A 23,646-nucleotide genomic window follows, 5' to 3' on the forward strand; every position below is an offset into this window, starting at 1 on the left:
ATTAGTCTCCAAAATCTCCAGGTTGGATGCCCACAACTTGTTTAGTCTCTGGGTTAACAAATACTCGCGTTCCCGTGACCGGATTTACAAATTTCAAGCTGCCTTGTTCACCAGGCATTGAACTACTGGAGAGCGCATCCAAAACATCGTCAGGCATAATATCCTTTCGACCTGATTTGAATAAACTATTATAAGCATGTGGATTAAGCGTGTAATCTGTGCCAGGAATACCTTCTGCTCGCCATGTATCAAACGCTGGCCGTCTGGTCTCTCTTAGCTCTGACTGCCCAGATGCTGAATAAATTTTCTCAACATCATTCCCATTCTCACTCAAGTAAACAGTATCACCCAGATGCCCTTCCTGCACTGGTGTTCCGGTATTTGATGAGAGCCCACCCTGCGCTGTGGTTTCGGTATTTGATGACAAACCGCCTTGCGCTATAGTTCCGGTATTTGATGATAACCCGCCCTGCGCTGTGGTTTCGGTATTCGATGATATCCTCTCGCCTGCCTGATAACCACCCTGCTGGCCCAATTGCTCAGCACTCACCATCTGCAGGCCACCTAAATCACTGCCTGCATCGCTCATGGTCATATACGTGCTGTTTGACTTAACCACTATCCGGCCATCTGCCATCTGATAAGCCTGTCCAACCTCCAACATATTAAAAATGTCAAAAGGCTCGGTTAACGTCTTACCAAAAACCTCACTTTCACTCCAGGCAGGTGCTGCATCCTTTCCAAACAGGCTGCCAATTCCTTTTGCTGCGTCAGATGCAGCCTGACGCCCTTCCTCAGTACCGGCTACAACCGCGGTTCCTACCCCCAGGAAGACCAATAACTCCGGCAAGCCAAGCACCACCGGCAAGAAATCCGTTTGCAATGCATCAGCCTGACCTGGCTGCATTACTGAACCCAACATTCCCAAAGCTTGCTCAGCCTTGGCCGGATCAGTCAGCATTAGCTGCCCAATCTCATTTGCTATGGCGTCTCTGGCTGCAATGGCATCCGGGCTGTCTTCGTTCCAGGGGAGAGCGTTAAAGATATAGCCTTCCACTGCATCTTTACGCTCTTCAGGAGAGGCTTCAGTATCTGTCAGAGTCAGGATACTTTTCCGCAACGTCTTTTGTCTGGCTACATTGTTGTTGAATTCCTCAACTGTCACCGCATCTGTTGCCACAAGCAGCGCGACATAAGCGGCATTTTCGACGTTATCAACCACCTGCCCCCAGGCTTCGGTACTGCCGACACTGGCAACATTATCTTTCCACTTATTCAGTTGCTGCTCTGGGTTCTCAACCAAATTCCCCAGGCTATCCAGCGCTGTGGTGCTGGCATACAGGTTCACATCCTTGCTGTCGTCTTTGGTCACTTCCTGCGCAATGTTGGTGTCGCGGTTTAAGTCGCTCAGGTCTTGTTGTGGGTTATCCCGCACAATAATGTTGCCTTCGCCTACCGTAGCGCGGTTAATTTGCTCTTTGTCGTGGTTGCTGTAATTACCACTGGCGTTGTAGTTGTTACCACTCTCTGTTTGATTGGTGTTGGTGTCATCACCCATGGTGAAGCCAACATTCAGGTAGTAGCTTTTCTCTTTGTCATGGTCGGCAATGTCGGTATAGGCCAGGCTGCCGGTGTCCAGGGTTAAGTTACCCAGGTCATTACCGTTTTCATCAATATTGGCAATCACGGCACCGTCTATCTGGGTATGGCCTTCGGTGCGGATATTGACTGAGCCACTGCCAATAATGCTGCTTTGCTCATTAACCCAGGCGCTGCTGCCTTCGGTTTCGCCATAGCCGGCACTGGCACCACCGCTGGCACCGGCACCTACCGTGATATTGGCGCTGACATCCCAGCGGCTACCTTCTACCTGGCTGGTGTTTTGTACAGACGCCACGGTTAAGTTACCGCCGATATCCATATCCACATCGGTTGCGGCCAGGTTACCACCGGCTATAGTGGTGTCATTGCCACTTTTTACGGTTAAGGTTTTACCCGCGGTAATATGGCTGTTGCTATAGGTGGTGCCTTCGCGGTCCAGCTCGCCTTCGCCCATCGCCATATTGGCGGTAAAGCCCACGCCGTTAGAGCCAAAGTTAGCCCCGGCACCGGCGCTTAAATGGCTGTCCTGGCTGTTACTGCTAAACTGGCTTTCGGCCGCTTTGATAATAATGTCGTTACCGGCTGTCAGCGCTACGCTGTCATCGCCGTTAATGTCACTGCCTATAATGGCTAAGTCGTTGCGGGCATTTAAGTTAACGTTACCACCGGCATTCAGGCTGCTGCCCATTGCATCGGTGTTCTGGTTATTCAGCTCGCTGTCTGACTGGCTGAACCCGGCCGTTAAGCTGACATTAGTGGTGCTGGCATTCAGGCTTAAGCCTACTTGCAGATATTCGGTATTATGTTTGCTGCCACTGCTGTTTTGCGCGGCGATAACACTGATGTTTTCTGCATCAACGTTAATATTGCCTGTCGCATTTACCTGGGCGCCTTCAAACAAGGCATCGCCACCGGCGTTAACCGTAACATTGCCACCGGCCGTTAAGCTGCTGCCTTTGGCCACGCCTTGCTGCACGGTATTCGTGGTGGTTGTGGTGGTTTGGCCTAAATGCGCACTGGCACTTGGGCCAGCGTTATTCAGGGTGTCGGCAGCCTGCATTACCGAACTGGCAACACTAACCGCATCACCGCCCTGGCCTAAATTGCTGATGGCATCGACAGTATTACCAATATTGTAATTGGCGCTTACCGTTAAGCCGTCACGGATATGGCTATGTTCGGTTTGCTGGTTAAACAGCTCTTGTGCGGTAACAATGCTGATATCTTTTACTGCACTGAGGCGGATATCATTTACCGCAGCAATATCACTGCCTGATATCAGCAGGTCATTACCGGCATTTAGCTGCACATTATTTGCCGTTAATACACTGCCGGTTTGCGTTGTACTGTTACTGGTTAAGGCGTCTTTTTGTGTGTCGTCACCGGCAAATACGCTTAAGGTATTGCGGTCTGCACTGATGGCGATACCGGTTTTGGTTTCAGTCTGGCGGCTGTAACTGCTGCCACTGCCCTGGCCGGTTAGCACATTAATATCCCGCCCGGCATCCAGCAGCAAATTGCCCCCGGCATGCAGCTCTGAGCCTACTATATTTACATCGCGGCTGGCAGTCAGTGCCATATTGTCTTTCGCGGTAAACACGCTGCCAACATAATCGGTTTGAATAGTGCGGTTTTCATTCGCAGTTTCTTTGGCGACCGATAAAAAGTTATCGCTAAAGCCCAGCGCCAGGCCGTTACGGCGGGTTTCCTGGTACAGCGATGTTGTTTCGGTATCGCCCAGAATATTAATATCTGCCGCTTTGGCACCTTCATTGCCAAAACCGGCCTGCGCCACGATATTGTCGGCGTTAATACGCCCGGCCAGCACGTTAATATCGTTTTGCGCTAACAACACCATATCGCCACCGGCATTTAGCTCAGCATGGCCTAGGTACTGCACATCGGTTTCGCTGATTTTGGTAGAGCCGAACAAACCGCCGAACATGCTTTTTTTCTTCACATGGTTTTCAGCCTGCCATTCTTCACCGGAGACAATATTTAACTCGCCGCCGCTGTAGGCCACCATATTGCCGCCAGCCTGAATGTAAGTGCCTTCCAGCAACACATTGCCGGAATTAAGCAGTTGCAGGCCATCAGCGCCTTGCTGCGCATTCAGGCTGACATTGCCACCGGCAACAATGACCGAGCCCTGATGCTCGGCACTGTAGGTTTCATCAATATAAACGGTCTTCTTAAAGGTGCTTTTTTTGGTGCGCTGCTCGCGGTCTTCGTGGTATTCCACTACACCCAGCAAGTTCATCTCATTACCGGCAGCCAGCTCAACATCGCCAGCAGCGGCAAACACCGCCCCCTCAGACTGCAAATTATTGCCCGCTACCACGCTTAAATTACCACCGGCATCAAAGCTGACGACATCATAAGTGCGGTGCAGCTCTATATCGTGGCCGCCTTTAAAGTAGGTTTCATGGCCGCTGAGCTTTTCTACTGCGCCCAGCAGTACGTCGTTACCGGCATTGAGGCTAATATCGCCTGCGGCGCTGAATTTGCTGCCTTGCAGGTCAATATTATTGCCGGCTGTCATGCTCAGGCTGTCGTTGGAAATAATTTGCGGCGCATTGCCTACTGTGGTGTAAGTTTTGCTGTTGCCGTTGGCAAACTCCACCGTGTGCTGGCTAAACTCGGTACGGTTAATAATATCGCCACCGGCATTTAACAGCACATGGCCGCCGCTTAGCAGGTTTTGGTTAATAAGATTATTACCGGCGCTGATACTTAATACATTATTGCCGGTTAAGCTGCCAAGGTTAGTAAAGTCACCGCTAATATCCAGCCATAGCGTATTGCTTTGCAGGTTTATATTGTTGGTAAAATCGCCGCCCAGTTGCAGGCCCAGCAGATTTTCGCTGTCGAAGAAGCCGAAGTTGCCCATATTAAGGCCGCCTTCGCTGCGCAGAATTAAACCTTCACCGGCAGCGATGCCGCTGTTGATATTAAAACCGGCATCGGCGGTAATATCGATAGTGCCGCCTGCGCTTAAGGTTACGCCGTCGGCCAGTAAATCGTTCTGGCTGATAGCAGCATACAGAGCTTGCTGGCCTTTATTAATGGCGTTGGCGTCAAAACCCAAATCTTCAGTGAGCACGCGCATTTGCTCGTCGGTAATAAACACATTCTGGCCAACCTGCTGCCCGGTGCTGTATCCGGTAGTGCTATTGCCTTGGGTAGCAGCTTGTGTAGCACTTTGTTGCTGCGCACTATTTTTCTGCTGTGCAAGCGTGCCCTGCTGGTTATCTACCAGGCCTTTAATAATAAGATCAGGGTTATAGTCGCCGGAGCCTGCGATATTACCGTTGCCCACCAGGCCGCCACCTTGTTGCTGGCCGGGGCCCTGTGGTGCACTGCCTTGCGACACCCGCAAGCTGGCGGCCATATCCGGTGACATAAAACCAATACCCTGCACACCGATACCGGTTTGCAAAGCATCAGCCTGCTGCCGTGCAGGGTCGGTTACCTGTACATTGCGCACATCGCCCTGTGTTGCCACTAACTGCGCCGGGCCGGTGTCTGTACCGCCTTTATGCAACAGATCACCGGCATTAAGCTGGCGGTTGTCGCTGCTAACAGCCGTTATTTGCTGGGTGGGGTTACTTACAGCGATATCAGCTGCCGTACCGGCATCAGGGTTAACCACCAGTTGCACCGCGTCAGCGCCGCTGACATCAGTGTTCAACCCGGCCTGCTGCTTAGATTGCAAGGTTGCACTACCAACTTGCCCGGCTTGCTGTTGCTGGCCTTGTAGTTCGGCGTTGCTGACTATTATCTGCCCTGCAGCGTCCAGCGTATTAATCTGGCGGGCGGTAGTGCCAACTACCTGACCAATGCCTACATTATCAGGCTGGCTGCCCGGTTGTACGCCGGTATGGTTAACATTGCTGTCACGCCATTCGGCATCAACAGTACCGCTATTACCGGCGGTAACACCATTGGCAGAGCGGTTAGCACCGCTGGTATTCTGGCTAGTACCATTGTTGCGGTTAACCGTAACGTTGCTGCTATTACTGGCACCGGCATTGCTACCACGAGAAGCACTGCCGCTGCTGCCATTGGCAATGGTGGTTGGTGTGTTTGACGCTACCGGAGAAACATCACCTAAAGTAACGTCTTCGGTTAAGTTACCATAAATATTACGACCAGCAACAATGCTGCCATAAACCCCGCCGGTATAGGTAGTTTCCTCGTATGAACCAACAGACATTACCTGCCCAGTGGGTGTGGAATAACCAGGCTCTGCGCACCCTGCAGGTCCATTGTCTCCCATAAAATACTGCATACAACCGTCATCCCACTCTTCCTGTGTTACAGTGACGGTGTTAACTTGCTTATTCGTTGCACTGTTGTTTTTTAGCCTGGTGCCGGTAAGGCTAATATCCTGTCCAGCGGAAATAGCACTGTAATTATTGGTAATATCGCCATCGAGACTAAGATCCCGCCCTGCTGCAATTACGCCAACTTTACCGGTAAGTTTGGCTTCATAGTGCTGTGTAGTAACGCTTTCAGCGTAAATCCAAAGATTTTGCCCCCAACCATAGTAATGACCAAGGATATAATCACGTGGGTCGTCAACATTTGGGTAACGCTTCCACCGCGTTACTTCACCTTCTGTGTACGACAAAGTTCCCACAAAGTCATTTAAGATGGTGCCGCTAATGCTTAAATCCTGAGCTGCGGCGATAGTACCGCCGGTATTGGTTACCGTGGCACCTGAAATAACTGCATCCTGATTGGAGTAAATATTGGCGGTATTGCTGACATTACCGTCGATGGTTAGCAGGCTGCCGGCGAACAGCAGGTTGCTGTTGTCGATATTGCCATTAATATCTAAATGGTTACCCGCAGCCAGGGTGCCAGTGTTGGTAGTATTCGCTGCATTTAGCGTTAATACCGCATTACTGCTGACAATACCGTTATTGGTTAGCCGGTTAAGGTCGAGCACAGCATTACCACCAGAGCGGATCACACCAGTGGCATTATTGGTTAGCTCTGTAGCGTCTACATTTAACATACCGCTGGCAATAATATTGCCGCTGTTTGTGATATTGCCATTGCTGTTTAACTGCAGGTTACGGCTGGCACTTAGCAGCTCACCATTTTGCAGTGCAATGCTGTTATTGCTGCTAAGCAGCAGGTCCCGGCCATAAATCTGGCCAACAGACAGGCTGTTTACCGTAACCGCAACAGTGCCGTCAGACTGCACTGTGCCGCTGGCGTTGTTCAATGTACGCACGTCCAAATCTACGGCTGTTGCTCCGCTTATAATGCCGCTGTTGGTCAGAGTACCGCTGCTGTCAATATCCACCTTACCGCTACGGCTGGCCAGGGTGCCACTGTTGGTGAGGTTAGTACCCGTTAACGTAAGCAGGTTGGCAGCAGAAATAACCCCGGCATTATTAAGCGCGCTGCCACTATTGAGACTGATACCGCCATTACTGATAATCCGTGAATTTGCTGCATCATTGGTAACTGAACTTGCCGTAATAGCCAGATTACCGCTACCGGCTAACAGGATGCTGCCATTGTTATTATCCAGTGCAGCGGTATTCAGTGTCAGGTTAGTGCCATTGGCAGCAATATGTCCGCTGCGGTTAAGCAAAGTGCCGCTTTGAATACTGCTTGATCCACTGCCGGTGCCGCTGCTCGTAGCAATGACCTGGCCGTTATTATTGTTAAGGGTGCCACTGCTGGTAAGCTGGTACTGGCTGGCAGATAACACGCCATAGCTGTTATCCAGGTTGCCCTGTGCCGTTGCCACTAACTGGCCGGCGCTTTGCACCAGGCCTGATTGCTGGTTTAAATGGCTGGCACTTTGTAGTGTCAGAACACCATTACCACCGTGCTTAATTTGACCATTACTGTTATTCAGCTCGCCACTGCGGGTACTGATAGTAAAGTTATTATTGGTTGCCTGAATAACCCCGCCGTTATTGCTCAGGCTGGCTGCACTGATTTGCGCATTATTAGTACCCGTCGATGTAATAACACCGCCATTATTGTTTAGCACCCCCGACGTCAGGCTAAGGTTTTGCCCTTGCAGGCTGCCGCTGTTCGTTACACTACCTGCGGTATTAATGGTCAGGTTGCCGTCACTCAGCAGGCTGCCGCCCTGATTATGCAGCGCACTGTTTACCTGCATATTGCCTTTGGTATACAGCTGGCTGTTGTTGGTAAAGGTACCACTGCCGTTAATTAGCATGCCTTGCTCAGCATACACGGTGCCGGCACCGATAATACTGTTTTGCATGGTGGCCGTACCGGCGCTGGCTATACTGCCACCGGCGTTGTTGATGCTGCCGTTGTTGCCAAGCAGCAGGTTACCCGTGCCGGCATGAATAATACTGCCGCTGTTGCTCAGATTGCCGCCCAGGCTCATATCACGGGCATTGTTATACAAGGTGCCGCTGTTGCTGAGCTGTGCCACATTAAGCTGCAGGCTGTTGGCTGCAGTGGCAGCGTTAATCAGCACACCGCTTGCCTGGTTTTGCAGCGTATTACCGGTATAAGTTGCCGTATTGCTTTCAATGCGGCCGCTGTTTTGCAACAGATTAAAGCCGGATACATTCAGGTTATTGGCTGACCAGGTGCCGCTGTTGCTAACGTTAGCAGCATTTACCAGCGCATTATTGCCGGCATAGAGTAAATGGCTGTTAGTTACACTGGCAGCGTCCAGTTGCAGGTTATTCGCAGCAGAAATGCTACCCGCGTTGGTAATGCTATTGCCGGCAGCATTAAGCGTAATATTATTGGCAACCAGTACGGCACCGGCCTGGTTCGCCAGGGCGGAGTTAAGCTGCAGCTGTTGCTGTGCCTGCAAAGTACCGCTGTTGCTGACATTACCGGCATTTATTACCAGATTAGCATTAGACGCTATAGTACCGGTATTGGCTAAATTGCCCGCCTGCGACAAGGTAAAAGTACCAGTGCCCAGATGTAACAGCTTACCGTTGTCGTTGTTAAGGCCTGCCAGAGTGAAGTCCCAGTTGCGGCCATGGCTGGCCAGGGTACCGTTGCTGTTATTTAACTGACTAACCTCGGTTAGCTGCAACGAGTTGTCGCTGGTGTCGGTGGCAAGAATAACACCGTAACTGTTGTTCAGCGCGGCAGTACTTAATGCCAGTGTCTGCGCGTTAATCACCCCTGCTGCGTTATTGATACTTTGCCGGGCATTTAGCTGGGCCGCTGTGGCCTGTATGGTGCCGGCGCTGTTGTCAATTTGCTGTGCGCTGGCTACAAGGTTGCCTGCGGCTTGCAATAAGCCCTGGTTGTTGGTAAGCGCGGTAGCTACTGTCAGCTGTATATCAGCATTAGCGGCTAAGGTGCCCAGCGTATTATCAATACTGTCTGCGGCAATAGTCAGCGTATCTGCAGCAAACAAGGTGCCCTGATTATTGCTCAGGGCGCCTGTCAGTTGCATAGTGATATTATTGGCAACCAGGTTGCCGCTATCGTTGTTCAGGGCACCACCGCTAAGGTGCAGTGCGCTACCGCTTTCTATGCGGCCGGCATTATTGCTAAGCTGGCCTGCGCTGATATTGGCATCAGCCAGCGCTGAAATTTGGCCGGCATCGTTAGTTAAACTGCCAGTGCTAATATTCAGCTGACCGGCACTGCCTTGCTGGTAAATCGTGCCGGCGTTATTGTTCAAAAGCGCCGTGCTGATATCCACAGCCCCGCCCTGGATCAGGCCGGTATTGTTGTTCAGCCGGTCTGCCGTTATTGCCAGATCAGTTGCAGCAATAGTGCCGTCGTTATTATTCAGCGTGTTATCTACCTGCAGCAGTAAACTGCCATCGCCCTGCTGGTAAATCAGGCCGGAGGTATTATTTAAACCCGCTGCCGTTATTGCCATATTACCGGCAGTGGTCAGTATGCCGTCGAGGCTGTTGTCTATTGCACCGCTGATAGCCAGCTGATAGCTTTGCCCGGCAGCAGAAATTTTACCGCCCTGGTTAATCAGGCTGGTACCACTGATGTTCAGCGCACCACCGGCATGGATCACACCGGCAATATTGCTGATGTCTGTGCCCGCAAGTTGCAGATCTGTCGCCGCCTGCACGATGCCCTGATTGTTATTCACTACACCGGCTAATGCTACCGCGCCCTCACTGAGGATACGCCCTTGTTGGTTATTCGCCAGTGCACTGATATTTAGCGTGCCATTACCCAGCAAAACCACATCGCCTTGCTGATTATTCAGCACGGTATTCAGTTGCAAAGTATTGCCACGGCTTTGGATCAGGCCGCGCTGGTTGTTTAATGCAGCGGCATTGATTTGCAGCACGCTGTCGCTGGCCAGTGCAGCTATAGTGCCGTCGGTATTATTAAGCTGGTCAGCACTGATAAAAAGGTTATCACCAAGCAAATTCCCGCTGTTGCGTAGTTGCTGTGCCGCCAACTCAACGCTTGCAGCTTGTATTAAACCGCTGTTGGTTAACTGCTGTGCCGTTACGGCTAATACGGTTCCGGCTCCTATTTCACCACTGTTGTGCAAGGTATCCAGCGTCAGTTGCATCTGGCCGGTGCCGTGCTGCAGTATTAAGCCACCAGCATCGTTAAGTAGGCTCTGGGCTGTCAGTGTCAGATCACCCTGGCGGCTATACAGCACACCGCCACTGTTATCTAACGCTGCATTCAGATTAACTGCTAAGCCGTTGCCTGCCAGTATCTCACCACTACTGTTATTAAGGGCACCTGCCTGTATTTGTAGCTGTTGCTCGCTTAACAACTGTCCGGCAGTGTTAGTTACCGCGTAAGGCGTTACCAGTGCTAAAGCCCCGGTCGCTATAATCTTGCCTTCATTATTATTCAGGGCTATACCATCTTGCTGGCCTTGCAAATCCAGGCTGAGTTCCCCCTGGCTTACCAGAGTACCTGCGATATTGTTAACGTAGCCTGCTGCCACCTGCAGGCTGCTTGCCGCTTCGATTACCCCGCTTTGGTTATCCAGTACGCTTGCCTGTACCAGCACATTTTGCCCACTTAACAAGCCCTGATTGCTCAGTGTGTCCGCATTTAGCGCTAATGTTTGCCCGGCGCTGATTTGCCCGCCCTCACTGACGTTAAGCTGCCCGGCATTGATATTTACCAGACCGTGCCCGGCAATAACGCCATCAGCCAGCACCACCTCTGCAGAGTGTACATCCAACTGCGAACCAGCACTGACAATAATACCGCTGGCATTAAGAATGCTACCAGCCACCTGCAACTGCGCAAGCTCACCTTCAGTGCTTAGCTCGCCGTCGCGATTATCCAGTGCAGTTACATCCAGCAGCAAATTGCCACCATTACGGATCACGCCACTGCGGTTGTCCAGCTCTGCGCCACTGATATTTACTGTGCCCTGCGCTTGCAGTATACCTTCGCGGTTTAACACCTTACCGGCGATTGTTAGTGCATTGCCTGCATACACCGTACCCTGGCGGTTGGATAACTGTGCCAGCTGCAATTCGCCGTTACCGGCATGTACCAGCGTGCCGGCATCATTATCCAGTGCATCGCGCAATAGCAGATTCTGGCCATGGCTTTGAATATGACCGCGGTTGACAATGCCATTCGCCACATCAAGCTGCAAAGACTCACCCACAGTACCGGTGGCCAGTAACAGGCCGTCATTTACCAGTTGCGTGCTGCTCAGCCGGGCATTTTCCGCTTGAATAGTGCCACTGTTAGTCAGGCTGTCACTTACCACCATCAGCGTAGCGGCATCTACCAGGCCACTGTTGTCAAACTGCGCTGCATTGATGTTTAACTGCTGTGCACTATGTAGCGTCCCGCCGTTATTTGTTATAACACCGCTGTTAAGCTGCAGGCTCTCGGCTAACTGGCTGATAATACCGTCATCGTTATTGAGGATGTCTGCAGTGATGCTGGCGTTGCCGCCAGTTATAATCAGCTCGCCCCGGCTGTTATCCAGTGTCTGATCTACCTGCAGTAACAGGCTGTCGTTGGCCACTATCAGGCCGGCATTATTACTCAGATTAGCTGCTTGTATTTGCAGTTGGTCACTGAATAAGCGGCCGTTATTATTATTCAATGCGGTAACAGTGATGTCTGCCTGTCCGGCCTGAATAAGCCCCTGATTATTATTAACAGTGCCGGCAGCCAATAATAAGGCACCTTCAGAGATAATCTGCCCGAGTTGATTGTTCAGGCTATCCAGCACGTCAAGATGCAGCACACCAATACCCGATTGCGCTACCGTGCCGGAATTGGTTACCCGATCGCTGGTAAGGGTTAAGTTACCTTCACTAAAAATAGTGCCGCTGTTGGTCAGAGCTGTGCCGTTCAGCATCAGTTGTTGCTGGGCCGCAATCAGCCCGCTGCTATTAGTATTGTTTGCCCTCAGTTGCAGATTAGCCGCCTCAATAGCACCACTATTAACCAGCGTATCTGCCTGAATATGTAATTCCTGCGCACTTAGCTGGCCTGCCGACTCAAGCTGCTGCGCTTCAAGCCATAGTGCATCATTACTGGCGATAACACCGTCTGCACCATTAGCTATACTTTGCGCTGTTACCAGCAAACGGCCACTACCGGCATGCACCACGTTACCTGCGGTATTGAGTAAACTATCAGCGCTGATTACCGCTTCACCACCTGCGCTGTACACTACACCTGCGCGGTTATCTAACTGCTCTGTTACTGCAACACTGAGGCTACTACCTTGCTGAGCCAACGATAATATCTGCCCACTACGGTTATCCAGTTGGTTACTGCTTAAACTAATAGCCTGTGCCTGTAACTCACCACTGCGGTTGGCCATAGTTTCAGTTTGTATCGCCAGATTACCCGCGCTGTATATCGTGCCGTGATCATTCGTTAATACCTGCTGGCTGTCGATATGCAGCAACCCAGAACCTAAGTTCAGCAATTGCCCTTCAGTGTTATCCAGTTGCTGTACAGTCACCTGCATATCTGTCGCAGCTAATAACAACCCTTGTTGGTTGTTTAACGCCGTAGCCTGCAAATTCAAACTACCCGAGGTTTGTATCGCCCCCTCGCTATTATCCAGTTGTGCTGCGTTAAGCAGCAAAGCCTGCTGCGCTATCAGCGAACCGTTGCTGTTGTTAATATTACCGCCGTGAATATTCAGCCGGCCCGCAGAATACATTTCGCCACTGCTATTATTCAGCTCAGCCAGAAATTCCAGTTGCAGCACGCCGGTACCCAGATGGTAAATTTGCCCCTGCTGGTTATTTAGCTGCACATTCGTCAGGCTGAGGTTTTCACCATGGCTTTCGATACGCCCCTGATTGTTCAGTACATCTGTTAGCAGAACCAGAGAATCACCCTGCTGGCCCGCTGCCAGCAGGGTGCCGGCGTTATCAATAACCCGGCTGGTTAACTGAAGTTGCTGCCCTTCTATTCTGGCCTGTGCCTCATTGCGCAGCGTGGTTGCAGTAATATTTAATGCTGTGCCACTGATTACGCCAGCCTCACTATTTTGCAGCTCTGTGGTGTCTATATTCAGCTGCCCGCCGGCGGCTACTGTGCCTTGCGTATTATCAAGTAACCCGCTGTGCAGTTGCAGGTTAGCACCGGCCAGTAACTGGCCACTGTGGTTATCGGTACTGCCCTGTACCTGCGCATGAAACGAATTAACACCTTGTATTACGCCAGAGCGGTTATTCAGCTCTGCCGCACTGAGTTGCAGCGTCTGCTGGCTGTTGATAACACCGTCAAGATTGGTTAACTGCCCGGTGCTGATATTCAGATCTTCCGCTGCCAGCAGTTGCCCGCCGGTGTTATCCAGTGTATTGCCGGTTATATTAAGGGTTTGTGCTGAGATAATGCCACGCAGGTTGGCCAGCAACGGGCTGTGTAAATTCAGCTCATTCTGCACCAGAATCATGCCGTCGGTGTTAGTGAGTTGCGCTGTGTTTAATAGCAGCTTATCTGCCAGGATCTGACCGGCACTGTTGTTGACACTTGTTGCGTTAATACTGACATCGCCCAGCGCAGCGATATACCCCGCCTGGTTCTGCACATTGTCTGCAGTTAACAGCAACTGGCCGTTAGTTTGAATTTGCCCCTGCTGGTTTTGCAGTGTAGTGGCACTTACCTGCAGGCTGCCATTGCTGCCTGCCAGTACAATATTACCGTCAGTATTATTAAGCTGCCGGCTGGTTATCACTGCAACGTCAGCGGCACTTTGAATAATACCCTGTGCGCTGTTATCAATAGCCTGGCTGAAGTTTAGTGTCAGGTTGTGACCGGCGGCTGAGAATGCGCCAATATTACCGGCGCGGTTGTCCAGATAAGCGCCATCCAGTGTTACCTGCTGTGCACCAATGACACCTTGCCGGTTATTCAGCGTTGCCGCACTGATATTAATATCTCTGGCGCTGATCTCACCCTGATTATTGTTAAGCAACGGCGTATTAAGCAACAGGCCGCCACCGCTGTGGATCAAGCCCTGCTGATTACGCAACTGCCCGCTGGCATTAATGGTTAAACCATCAGCGCCGGATAACAGCAATGAGCCCTGATCGTTAATAAGCTGTTTAGTACTCAGGCTTAACTGCTGGCCTTTCGCCAATATAAAGCCCTGGCTGTTATCCAGTGTATCAGTAATGTTTAACTGCAAACTCTGGCCAGATCCGCCCAGTGCAGCAATACTGCCCTGCTGGTTATTCAGCTGCTGCGCGGTTATGTCCAGCAACCCTGCCTGGATATTACCGGCCTGGCTATTAATATTGGTTGCGCTAAGCGCAAGCTGCTCTGCGCTGAGGGTACCTTGCTGATTCTCTATCTGTGCAGCAGATAGCTGCATACTGCCGTTGCTCAGTATCTCGCCGCTGCGGTTGCTTAACTGCCCGGCAGCTTTAAGTGAAAGATCCCCCTGCCCCAGATGATAAATTTGCCCGCCATCGTTATTAATAGTTGCGCCGGACAGCATGGCGTTGCTACTAAATTGCAGTAAACCCGCCTGATTATCCAGCGTCTTGCTAATGTTAAGTGCAGCCGCCTGTTCACCGGCAAACAGCATATTACCGCTGTTATTTAATGTATCTGCCGTTACGTCAGCCCCGGCCAGCAGCTGCAAGGTGCCGCTGTTGATAATATTTGTAGCGCTAATGCTGGCATTACCGGCAGCTAACCAGTTGGTATTATTCTGTATTTCGCCTGCAACATTAACCTTTGTGGCACCATCAGCCGCCAGTAAGCCACCGGCTAACAGCAGGTTTTCACCGCTGAAGTTAAAACGGCCGTCTGCGCCGGACTGATAAATCATGCCATCAAGCAAATTAAACTGCCGGGCATTGATATTAAGTTGCTGCGCCTGAATATGGCCGGAACTCTGGGCACTGTTGGTAGCTAATGCCAGGCTGGTGCTATTGATAATGCCCTGGTTAGCAAGCGACAGGCTGCTGATATTAGCAATATCGCCCTGCACCAGCGCCCCCGCATCGTTCTGTAGCCGGGCGGCTGCCAGCGTTTGCTGGCCCTGGCTGATAATGCGGCCCTGGTTAACCAGATCACCACTGATATTAAGTTGCTGCGCGGCAGTTTGCTGCCACTCGCCCTGCAGATTAACGCCGGCAATCAGATCGCCACCTTGCTGCATGCCGGAAGCAACCACCTGCATAGTGTCTGCAGCGGCTATAACACCACTGTTATGCAGTGTACCCGCCAGCTCAATACTAACATTCTGGCCATAGGTGGTACCGCTGGTAATAATATCGGCCTGCTGCGAGCCTAGTGTCAGGTTACCGCCGGCAACGGTATCTTTCAGCTGCAGTTGGCCGTCGGCGGTTAGTTGTAAGCTATCAACACTGTTAATCAGCCCGTCACTGCGCACTCCCAGGCCTTTTTCGGTGCCAATCAGGCTGATGCTGTTGGCATACATGGCACCCAGCGCTGAGGCATCTAACGCAAACTGATAAGCAGAGCTACCCGCAGCCTGATCTGCATTTGCCTGCACCTCGCCGGTGCGAAAATCGTAGTAATTGCTGCCGGTACGGATATTCAGCTCGTCGGCGTATAGTGCAGCATTTAGCTGCATGGCGCGGGTAAGGATGTCAAACTTGCTGACATTCGCTGCATTAAGGCCTGCGCCTTCAATACGCACATCACCGCCGGAGATATTAATGCCCGCAAGCTCACCGTTTAACAGCTCAGGGATACCGGTAGCCAGCACAACACGTGGCGTATTGATAAAACCACAACCGTTACAGGTAATACCATTGGGGTTTGCCAGCACAAACTCGGCCGCATCGCCCAAAACCTCGGTATAACCCAATAAACTGGACCGGCCGGTGCCGGTTACTTCGGCCAGAATAAGGCCGGCGGTACCGCCGCTAAGACGACGGTTACCGTCAGTCCAGCCGCCGAGTACAGAAATAAGCGGATCTTTGCTGTTATTAAGGATCAGGCCCTCGGTCGGCACATTAAACTGATTAAACCGGTTGTGCGACACACCGCGCTGGCTGGGAGCAGCAATATCAATAACGGTGGTACCATTAGCCGATGTTTTAATGCCAGCTTGTTGTCCATTTGCCAGGCTGACACCTGTGCTTACCGGCGCTGCTGCCTGGGCTACAGTTTGGGCAGCGCTCACCTGTGCTGCAGCAAGTTGTTGGCGCAAACGGGCCATCTCGCGCTGCTCTGCCGCCTGTTTTACAAGATGCTCGTTAGCTGTGCGCTCCATACCATGCGCAGCAAAAATAACCGGATTACCCGCCATGACCAGGATCAGGGTTCTTGCCACTATGACACGCCATTTCATGGTTAACATGCTCGCTTCCCTACCTTAAAAAACTTTTTATTTAAAAACGTCTTGTTTAAAAACTGAGCCGGACAGAAAAATCAATTTCCTGTTGTTTTTGCTGCAAAAAATCAGGTACCCGTAGTGCTCTGGCATATGAAATATTCACGCTGAGATTACGGTCGTACAATTTAATACCAACGACAGAACCCGCCACCCACTCAGAACCTCTGTCCGGATACTCCGGTAAATTTGATGAACCAATATCAACACCGGCGTAATACTGCACCTGGTCCAGCCAGGGTAATGAGGTTTCTGCGGGCAGGCTGAAGTCGTTACGGACATAACCGCCTTTGTAACCAAACAAGCTGCTTTGCGATAGGCCCCGCACCGAGTAACGGCCGCCTACTGTCAGGCCTTCTGATGCCAGGATCACTTTGGGGGAATACAGAAAATCTGCCGCAACGGCATAGAGCAGCGGCACGGAGCCCAGGTGAAACTGCGTGTTATAAGCCAGATTCAGCTGATATTTGGTAAACTGAAAATCATCCTCAGCAGCCACCAGCTGTTGTTTGGCATCAAACCAGGGCACACTTTTATGAATATGAGCATTAACGCTGAGGGTACCCTGAGGTAAAAAATGCCGGTAACTGCCAGCCAGATCCCAGATATAAAGCGTGCGTGATGAGGTTTCTAAAAACACATCTTCAATATAGTTTTTGCTGTCTTTGCGGATAAAACTGGCAGAGAGATCCAGTTTGCCGGTTTGGCCACGGTATAGCGTGCGGTTCAGCTGCACACTGCTGTTAAGTGAAGAGCCATGAATGGAAAAATTAACAACATTGCCAATAACTGTTTGTTCATACTCATAAAAACTATTTTGTAATGACCATTGCCAGTACGCCACCGGCATTGACCAGGACACGGCATAACTGCGGGATAACGCATGCGGCAACTCATGCTTGCCAATATTGGTTGATGCAGAGAAAAAGGTCGTATCGTTTACCCCCAACAGGTTATCAAGCACCAGATTGCCATCCAGCTGATATTCGCCGGTGCTGTCAACACCGCTATTATTAATGCCCAGCGAACCGCGCCAGGCTTTGGATAACTGATTAGTTATTACCACCTGGGTACCGCCTTGTTCAGCGCCGGGGTTAAGCGCTACCGTGGCGTTGTTTTGCCCAAGCGTATTTAAATTTTCTACGCCCTGTTCAATATCGCGGATATTAAGCACCGTTGCCGCATATGCCGGGAAAGCCAATTGCAGCTGGGTAGTGCTGATACTGCCATCAGCAGAGCTGATGTTTTCAATCACGCCTTCCAGAACAACAATATCTAAACTGCCGTCAGACAAATCCTGTGGGGCAATATAGGCACGGCTGGTGACATAGCCGCGTTCAAGATACAAATTGGATATTACGCCCAGCAGCACATTAATATGCTCAAGACCAAGGCATTGATTAAGATAAGGTAAGGTTGCTTTTTCGATTAAGGCAGCAGAAATTATCTGTGCGCCCTTAAGGTTGATAGCAGAGATGTTAAAACACGTACCTGCGGTTTCTATATCAGAAAAGTCTGTTATGGCCTGCTTAGGCTGCTGCAGACGAACGTCTGGCCGTTCACGCAAAGGCGCCAGCTGGTGCTCAAGACGATCCAGCCCCTGCTTTAGCATCTTCTCGTGATCCGATAGTGATGCTTCCTGCGCATGCAAAGCAGTTGCCATCAATCCCAGCGCAACCAGCACATACATAAGCAGTATCTCAGATACGCCCAAGGGTATTTTTCGCAACAACATCACTGTTAAGTCTTCCCTGCAATAATCTGCCAGAGCGTTAAACGCGCACAGATACTGAAAAATAAATTTCCGGTTGCATAAAAGACAAACTACATAGGAAGCGCAAATGCGTACTGCTGCATAAGCAGCGTTGCAGTACATCTGAAGGATGCGACTAAGCTAATGTAGCCTCTGCCATCATTAGTATTTAAACAATACTGTTAGACCAGCGGCTTTGCGTCCTGCCCTTTCGGTGCAGTTTGCCTTTTAATTGTCTTAGCCTGGAAGAAACACTTATCTCAAGTGTGAACTCAAGCTGAACGGTTGCAAGATATACAAATAATTACAATTTGACAAGTTGTTTTTAGCCAATTTTGCAACAAGCTTTACAAATCAACACTCTAGCGCAACGGCAAATACACCGTTACCACTAAGCCACCGTAGGCATGATTATGCAAAGTGATGTCGCCATGGTGCATATCGACTATTTTTTTAATAATAGCCAACCCCAGGCCCGAACCTCCACTGCCACGGGCTACATCACCCTGGGTGAAGGGTTCAAACATGGCTTTCATCTGGTTTTCCGGTATGCCGGGGCCATGATCGCGGATTTGCAGGTAGATACGCTTGCGGTTGCGCTCGTAGCCGGTGGTTATTTCAATATCGCCATCGCTGTAACGCAGGGCGTTTTCCAGCAGGTTATTTAGCAGGCGCTTTATAGCAATCCGCCTTAATATCACGTCGGGTAAATTGTCTGCCAGCACGGTAGCAATATGGCGTTGCTGTAAATGCTCAGCCTGCACCAGTTCACGTACCAGGGTATTAAGGTTTTCTTTTTGGCCGGGCTCTTCTTTGTGATGGCGCAGGTAGTCGATAAACTGGTCGATAATGGCGTTCATATCTTCGATATCGTTAATAATGCCCTCACGGATCCAGTTATCCGGCTCTTGCATCATCTCCGACGCCAGCCGGATACGGGTTAGCGGGGTACGTAAATCGTGCGATACCCCGGCCATCAGTAAGGCTCTGTCCTGCTCAAGCTGGCGGATGCCGCGCGCCATATAATTAAAAGCCTTGGTTACCGCAATAATTTCGGTAGAGCCTTTATGCTCTGGCAAAGGAGGCGGGAATTCGCCGCCGCCTACCTGCAATGCTGCCTGCTGCAGGCTTTTTAGTGGCCGGTTTAACTGGCGGGCAAACAGCCAGCCGCCGCCGACACTGAGCACACCTATCATCAGCAGATAAAATGTCAGCGGCGAAAAGTCGGTTTCATCCAACCCGGTCAGCGGTACCTTGACCCAGTAGTGCGGTGCCTGTGGCGGCCTTACCCAAAAGGCATAGGTTTCGCCCTGCGCTACGCGCACTTCAGCGGCACCGCCCAGTTCACGCGACATCAGATCAGAAAAATAACCATAGTAACTGGCCTCTGCCAGGCCCTGTTGCAGTGCCTGCTGCTCGGTATACACCTCAATGCCGGTAGCTTCGCGAAAACGTTCTGTCAGCTCATGGGATAGCACCGGTTGCTGATGCCCAACATCAATAAAAACCACTTTAATTTGTTTGGCAATCAGGTGGTTAATTTGCTGGGTGGTGGGTTTTATCACATAAAACGCCACCGAAAGATAAGACACTAACTGATTGATCAGCAGCAACAGGCCGATAAGGAAAACAGTCTGGCCAAAGGCACTACGCGGCAGGCAACGCATTTAACTGACGCTGCCATCCGGTACAAACACATACCCCAGGCCCCATACCGTTTGAATATAACGCGGGTTAGCGGCGTCGTCTTCTAACATGCGGCGCAATCGCGATACCTGCACGTCGATACTGCGCTCCATAGCGGAATAATCGCGGCCCCGCGCCTGATTCATCAGCTTGTCACGCGATAACGGCTCCCGCGGGTGACTTACCAGCACTTTTAGTACCGCGTATTCGCCGCTGGTTAACGGCAGTAACTGCTCGCCTTTGCGCATTTCGCGCGTAGCCAGATTAAATTTAAACGGGCCAAATTCCACTATACCCTCAGCCTGGCTGGGAGCCCCCGGTAACTCTTTACTTTTGCGCCGCATTACTGCGCGGATACGCGCCAACAACTCACGCGGGTTAAAGGGTTTGGGCAGGTAATCATCGGCGCCCATTTCCAGGCCGATAATACGGTCTACCTCATCGCCTTTTGCCGTTAGCATAATAATCGGAATTTCATTTTCCTGCTGGCGCAGGCGGCGGCAGATAGACAAGCCATCTTCACCCGGCAACATCAAATCCAGCACTACCAAATGAAAGTTTTCCCGCTCCATCAGGCGTTGCATCTGCTCGTAATTTGCTACGCTGCGTACTATGTAACCCTGCTCAACCAGATAACGTTCCAGCAAGGCACGTAAACGCATGTCATCATCAACTACCAGAATTTTCGGGGTTTCTGAACTGGCCATAGTGAAGCCTCCACAATATTTGCTTCACTATAAACGAAAAAACCGCCACGGCGAAAAACCTTGGCGCTTCTTTATGTTACAAAGTTTGTCTGTTATACAACAGTGGCATATCGCTGGCAGGTCGGCGGCAAAAGCTGCTAACATTCCGCCCTGCTTTTACCGGACGACACCAACACCATGCGCACCGACTTAATTACCCGTGAGGGCTTTGAAGCCTTACAACATGAGCTGAACTATTTATGGCGGGAAAAACGCCCCGATGTTACCGCCAAAGTGGCCTGGGCCGCCAGCCTGGGTGATCGCAGTGAAAACGCCGATTATCAGTACAATAAAAAGCTGCTGCGTGAAACGGATCGCCGTATCCGGTTTTTACGCAAACGGCTGGAAGTGCTGCGCGTGGTAGACTATTCGCCGCAGCAGGATGGCAAAGTGTTTTTTGGCGCCTGGGTTGAAATTGAAAACGAACAGGGCGAGCAGCTTGGCTTTCGTATTGTCGGGCCGGATGAAATATACGGCCGCAAAGATTACATCTCTATCGACTCACCCATGGCGCGGGCACTGCTGAAAAAAGCCGTAGATGATGAAGTGCTGGTACATACGCCTACCGGCAACAAACTGTGGTTTATTACCCAAATACGCTACAAATAATAGCAACACAACAGCGCCGGATTGGATTTTTTGCCGCACAAAGTGGACAATCGGCAAATGTTGCCGTGTTTTTAGTTTGATGTTTTTCACCTTAACGGTGCTTTTTAATCAGGAATTCCTTGTTTATGTCTATGATTGTTAAACAAATTGCAGCAGAAATTGCTGCCCGTCCAGAGCAGGTTTCAGCAACTATCGCATTATTGGAAGAAGGTGCAACAGTGCCTTTTATTGCCCGTTACCGTAAAGAAGTAACCGGCGGCCTGGATGATACCCAGCTGCGGCATCTGGAACAGCGTTTAACTTACCTGCGTGAACTGGAAGAACGCCGCCAGGTAATTTTAAAAACCATAGACGAGCAAGGCAAATTAACCGCTGAGTTAAAACAAGACATACTGGCAGCCGACAATAAAACCCGGCTGGAAGATTTATATCTGCCGTATAAAGCCAAACGCCGCACCAAGGGCCAGATAGCCATTGAGGCGGGTATATTGCCGCTGGCCGACGCCTTATTAGCGAACCCCGGCCTGAGCCCCGAAACAGAAGCCGCAGCCTACATTAACGCTGAGGCCGGTTTTGCTGATGTAAAAGCCGTGCTTGATGGTGCCAAATATATTCTGATGGAACGCTTTGCCGAAGACGCTAACCTGCTGGCCCGCTTGCGCCAGCATCTGGCACAGCATGCCGTATTAAAAAGCACCCTGGTTGCCGGTAAAGAGCAGGAAGGCGCCAAATTCCGCGATTACTTTGCCCATACAGAAAGCTGGAAAACCACGCCCTCGCACCGCGCACTGGCCATGTTTCGCGGCCGCAACGAAGGCGTGCTGCAACTGCAGTTAGTACCCGATGCCAACGAAGAAACTGCCCACAGCCTGTGCGAACAAATGGTAGCCAGCCACTTTAATATTAAAGACGAAGGCCGCGCTGCCGATGCGTTTTTACGCACAGCAGTACAATGGACCTGGAAAGTAAAACTGCACCTGCACTTAGAAAATGACCTGCTGAGCGAACTGCGCGAAAAAGCCGAAGAAGAAGCCATTAAAGTATTTGCCCGTAACTTAAAAGACCTGCTTATGGCCGCACCGGCCGGTATGCGCAACACACTGGCACTGGACCCCGGCCTGCGTACCGGCGTTAAAGTAACCGCCATTGACGAAACCGGTAAGTTGCTCAGCCAAACCACTATATTTCCGCATGCACCACAAAATATGTGGGATAAATCAGTGCGCACTCTGGTAGCACTGTGTCAGCAACATAAAATAGAACTGATTGCCATAGGTAACGGCACCGCATCGCGTGAAACCGACAAACTGGCCGCCGATGTGATCAAAGCGTTGCCGGGCCAGCCAATCCAGAAAATTATGGTGTCAGAGGCCGGCGCCTCTGTTTATTCCGCCTCTGAGCTGGCAGCGCAGGAGTTCCCTGATTTAGACGTATCGCTGCGCGGTGCGGTTTCTATTGGCCGCCGCCTGCAGGACCCGCTGGCCGAACTGGTAAAAATTGAACCCAAAGCCATTGGCGTGGGCCAGTACCAGCACGACGTTAACCAAAGCCTGCTGACTAAATCTCTCGATGGCGTAGTAGAAGACTGCGTAAACGCGGTCGGTGTAGATTTAAATACCGCCTCGGTACCCCTGCTGGCCCGCGTGGCGGGGTTAAATAAAACCCTGGCGCAAAATATTGTTGTTTACCGCGACAGCAACGGCCGCTTTAACGAGCGTAAAGAGTTGCTGAAAGTACCACGGCTGGGGCCAAAAGCGTATGAACAGGCCGCAGGCTTTTTACGTATTAACAACGGCAAAAACCCGCTGGATGCGTCATCAGTACACCCTGAGGCTTATCCGCTGGTAGAAAGAATTATCAGCGCGCATCAGAAATCGGTTGAGCAGATCATTGGTAACAGCAGCTTCTTAAAAAGTATTGATGCCAAAGCCTTTGCCGACGAGCATTTCGGTGTACCCACCATTACCGATATTTTAAAAGAGCTGGATAAACCCGGCCGGGATCCGCGCCCGGAGTTTAAAACCGCCAGCTTTAAAGATGGTGTAGAAACATTAAAAGATCTGAAAGACGGCATGTTGCTCGAAGGTGTGGTAACTAACGTCACTAACTTTGGTGCCTTTGTTGATATAGGCGTGCATCAGGACGGCTTAGTGCATATCTCGTCGCTGACCGACAAATTTGTCAGTGATCCGCATCAGGTAGTCAAAGCCGGTGATGTAGTAAAAGTAAAAGTGCTGGATGTGGATATTGAACGCAAACGTATTGCGCTTACCATGCGGATGGACGAACAACCAGCGCCGAAAAATGCGGATAAAACAGCCAATAAAACCGGCGCACGCCCACAGCACAATAAAGCTGCCGCACCGCGCCAGGCTAAACCGGCAGACAATAACGCAGCAATGGGTAATGCATTTGCCGAAGCCTTTGCCAAACTGAAGAAATAATATTGCCGCTAAGCAGCTTTG

At 50.9% G+C, this 23,646-nt stretch carries 6 protein-coding genes and 1 riboswitch; of the genes, 2 read left to right on the forward strand and 4 right to left on the reverse strand.

What is annotated here, in order from left to right:
- Position 1 precedes the first annotated feature (1 nt).
- The 4 genes from J3B89_RS17095 to ompR all read right to left on the reverse strand — a co-directional run bounded on the left by J3B89_RS17095 (position 2) and on the right by ompR (position 20,533).
- Positions 2-16,354 carry a hemagglutinin repeat-containing protein gene (locus J3B89_RS17095; RefSeq protein WP_215398945.1) on the reverse strand — a complete coding sequence of 5,451 codons (16,353 nt, stop codon included), beginning with the start codon at positions 16,352-16,354 and terminating at the stop codon, positions 2-4.
- Between the two features lie 46 nt (positions 16,355-16,400).
- Positions 16,401-18,116 (reverse strand): ShlB/FhaC/HecB family hemolysin secretion/activation protein, encoded by a 1,716-nt coding sequence (locus J3B89_RS17100; protein ID WP_215398944.1) that lies wholly within the window; start codon positions 18,114-18,116, stop codon positions 16,401-16,403.
- Positions 18,117-18,282: 166 nt separating this feature from the next.
- Positions 18,283-18,376, reverse strand: a riboswitch (cyclic di-GMP riboswitch).
- A 126-nt stretch (positions 18,377-18,502) separates the two neighbouring features.
- Positions 18,503-19,807 carry a two-component system sensor histidine kinase EnvZ gene (gene envZ, locus J3B89_RS17105; RefSeq protein ID WP_215398943.1) on the reverse strand — a complete coding sequence of 435 codons (1,305 nt, stop codon included), beginning with the start codon at positions 19,805-19,807 and terminating at the stop codon, positions 18,503-18,505.
- A complete protein-coding gene (ompR, locus tag J3B89_RS17110; protein ID WP_215398942.1) occupies positions 19,808-20,533 on the reverse strand; it encodes an osmolarity response regulator transcription factor OmpR in 726 nt (241 codons plus the stop codon).
- A gap of 177 nt (positions 20,534-20,710) precedes the next feature.
- Between ompR and greB the strand changes: the two genes are divergently transcribed.
- Positions 20,711-21,181 (forward strand): transcription elongation factor GreB, encoded by a 471-nt coding sequence (gene greB, locus J3B89_RS17115; RefSeq protein ID WP_215398941.1) that lies wholly within the window; start codon positions 20,711-20,713, stop codon positions 21,179-21,181.
- Positions 21,182-21,306: 125 nt separating this feature from the next.
- Positions 21,307-23,625, forward strand: a complete 2,319-nt coding sequence (locus J3B89_RS17120; protein WP_215398940.1) for a Tex family protein — start codon at positions 21,307-21,309, stop codon at positions 23,623-23,625.
- The last annotated feature ends 21 nt before the right edge of the window (positions 23,626-23,646 follow it).

It is taken from the genome of Rheinheimera oceanensis (assembly GCF_018831085.1).
Taxonomy (GTDB): Bacteria; Pseudomonadota; Gammaproteobacteria; order Enterobacterales; family Alteromonadaceae; genus Alishewanella; species Alishewanella oceanensis.

Bases quoted from the DNA above. Each gene is read 5' to 3' on its own strand.
- envZ (WP_215398943.1), bottom strand. From the start codon at position 19,807: ATGCGTTGCCTGCCGCGTAGTGCCTTTGGCCAGACTGTTTTCCTTATC.
- J3B89_RS17095 (WP_215398945.1), bottom strand. From the start codon at position 16,354: ATGTTAACCATGAAATGGCGTGTCATAGTGGCAAGAACCCTGATCCTG.
- greB (WP_215398941.1), top strand. From the start codon at position 20,711: ATGCGCACCGACTTAATTACCCGTGAGGGCTTTGAAGCCTTACAACAT.
- ompR (WP_215398942.1), bottom strand. From the start codon at position 20,533: ATGGCCAGTTCAGAAACCCCGAAAATTCTGGTAGTTGATGATGACATG.
- J3B89_RS17120 (WP_215398940.1), top strand. From the start codon at position 21,307: ATGTCTATGATTGTTAAACAAATTGCAGCAGAAATTGCTGCCCGTCCA.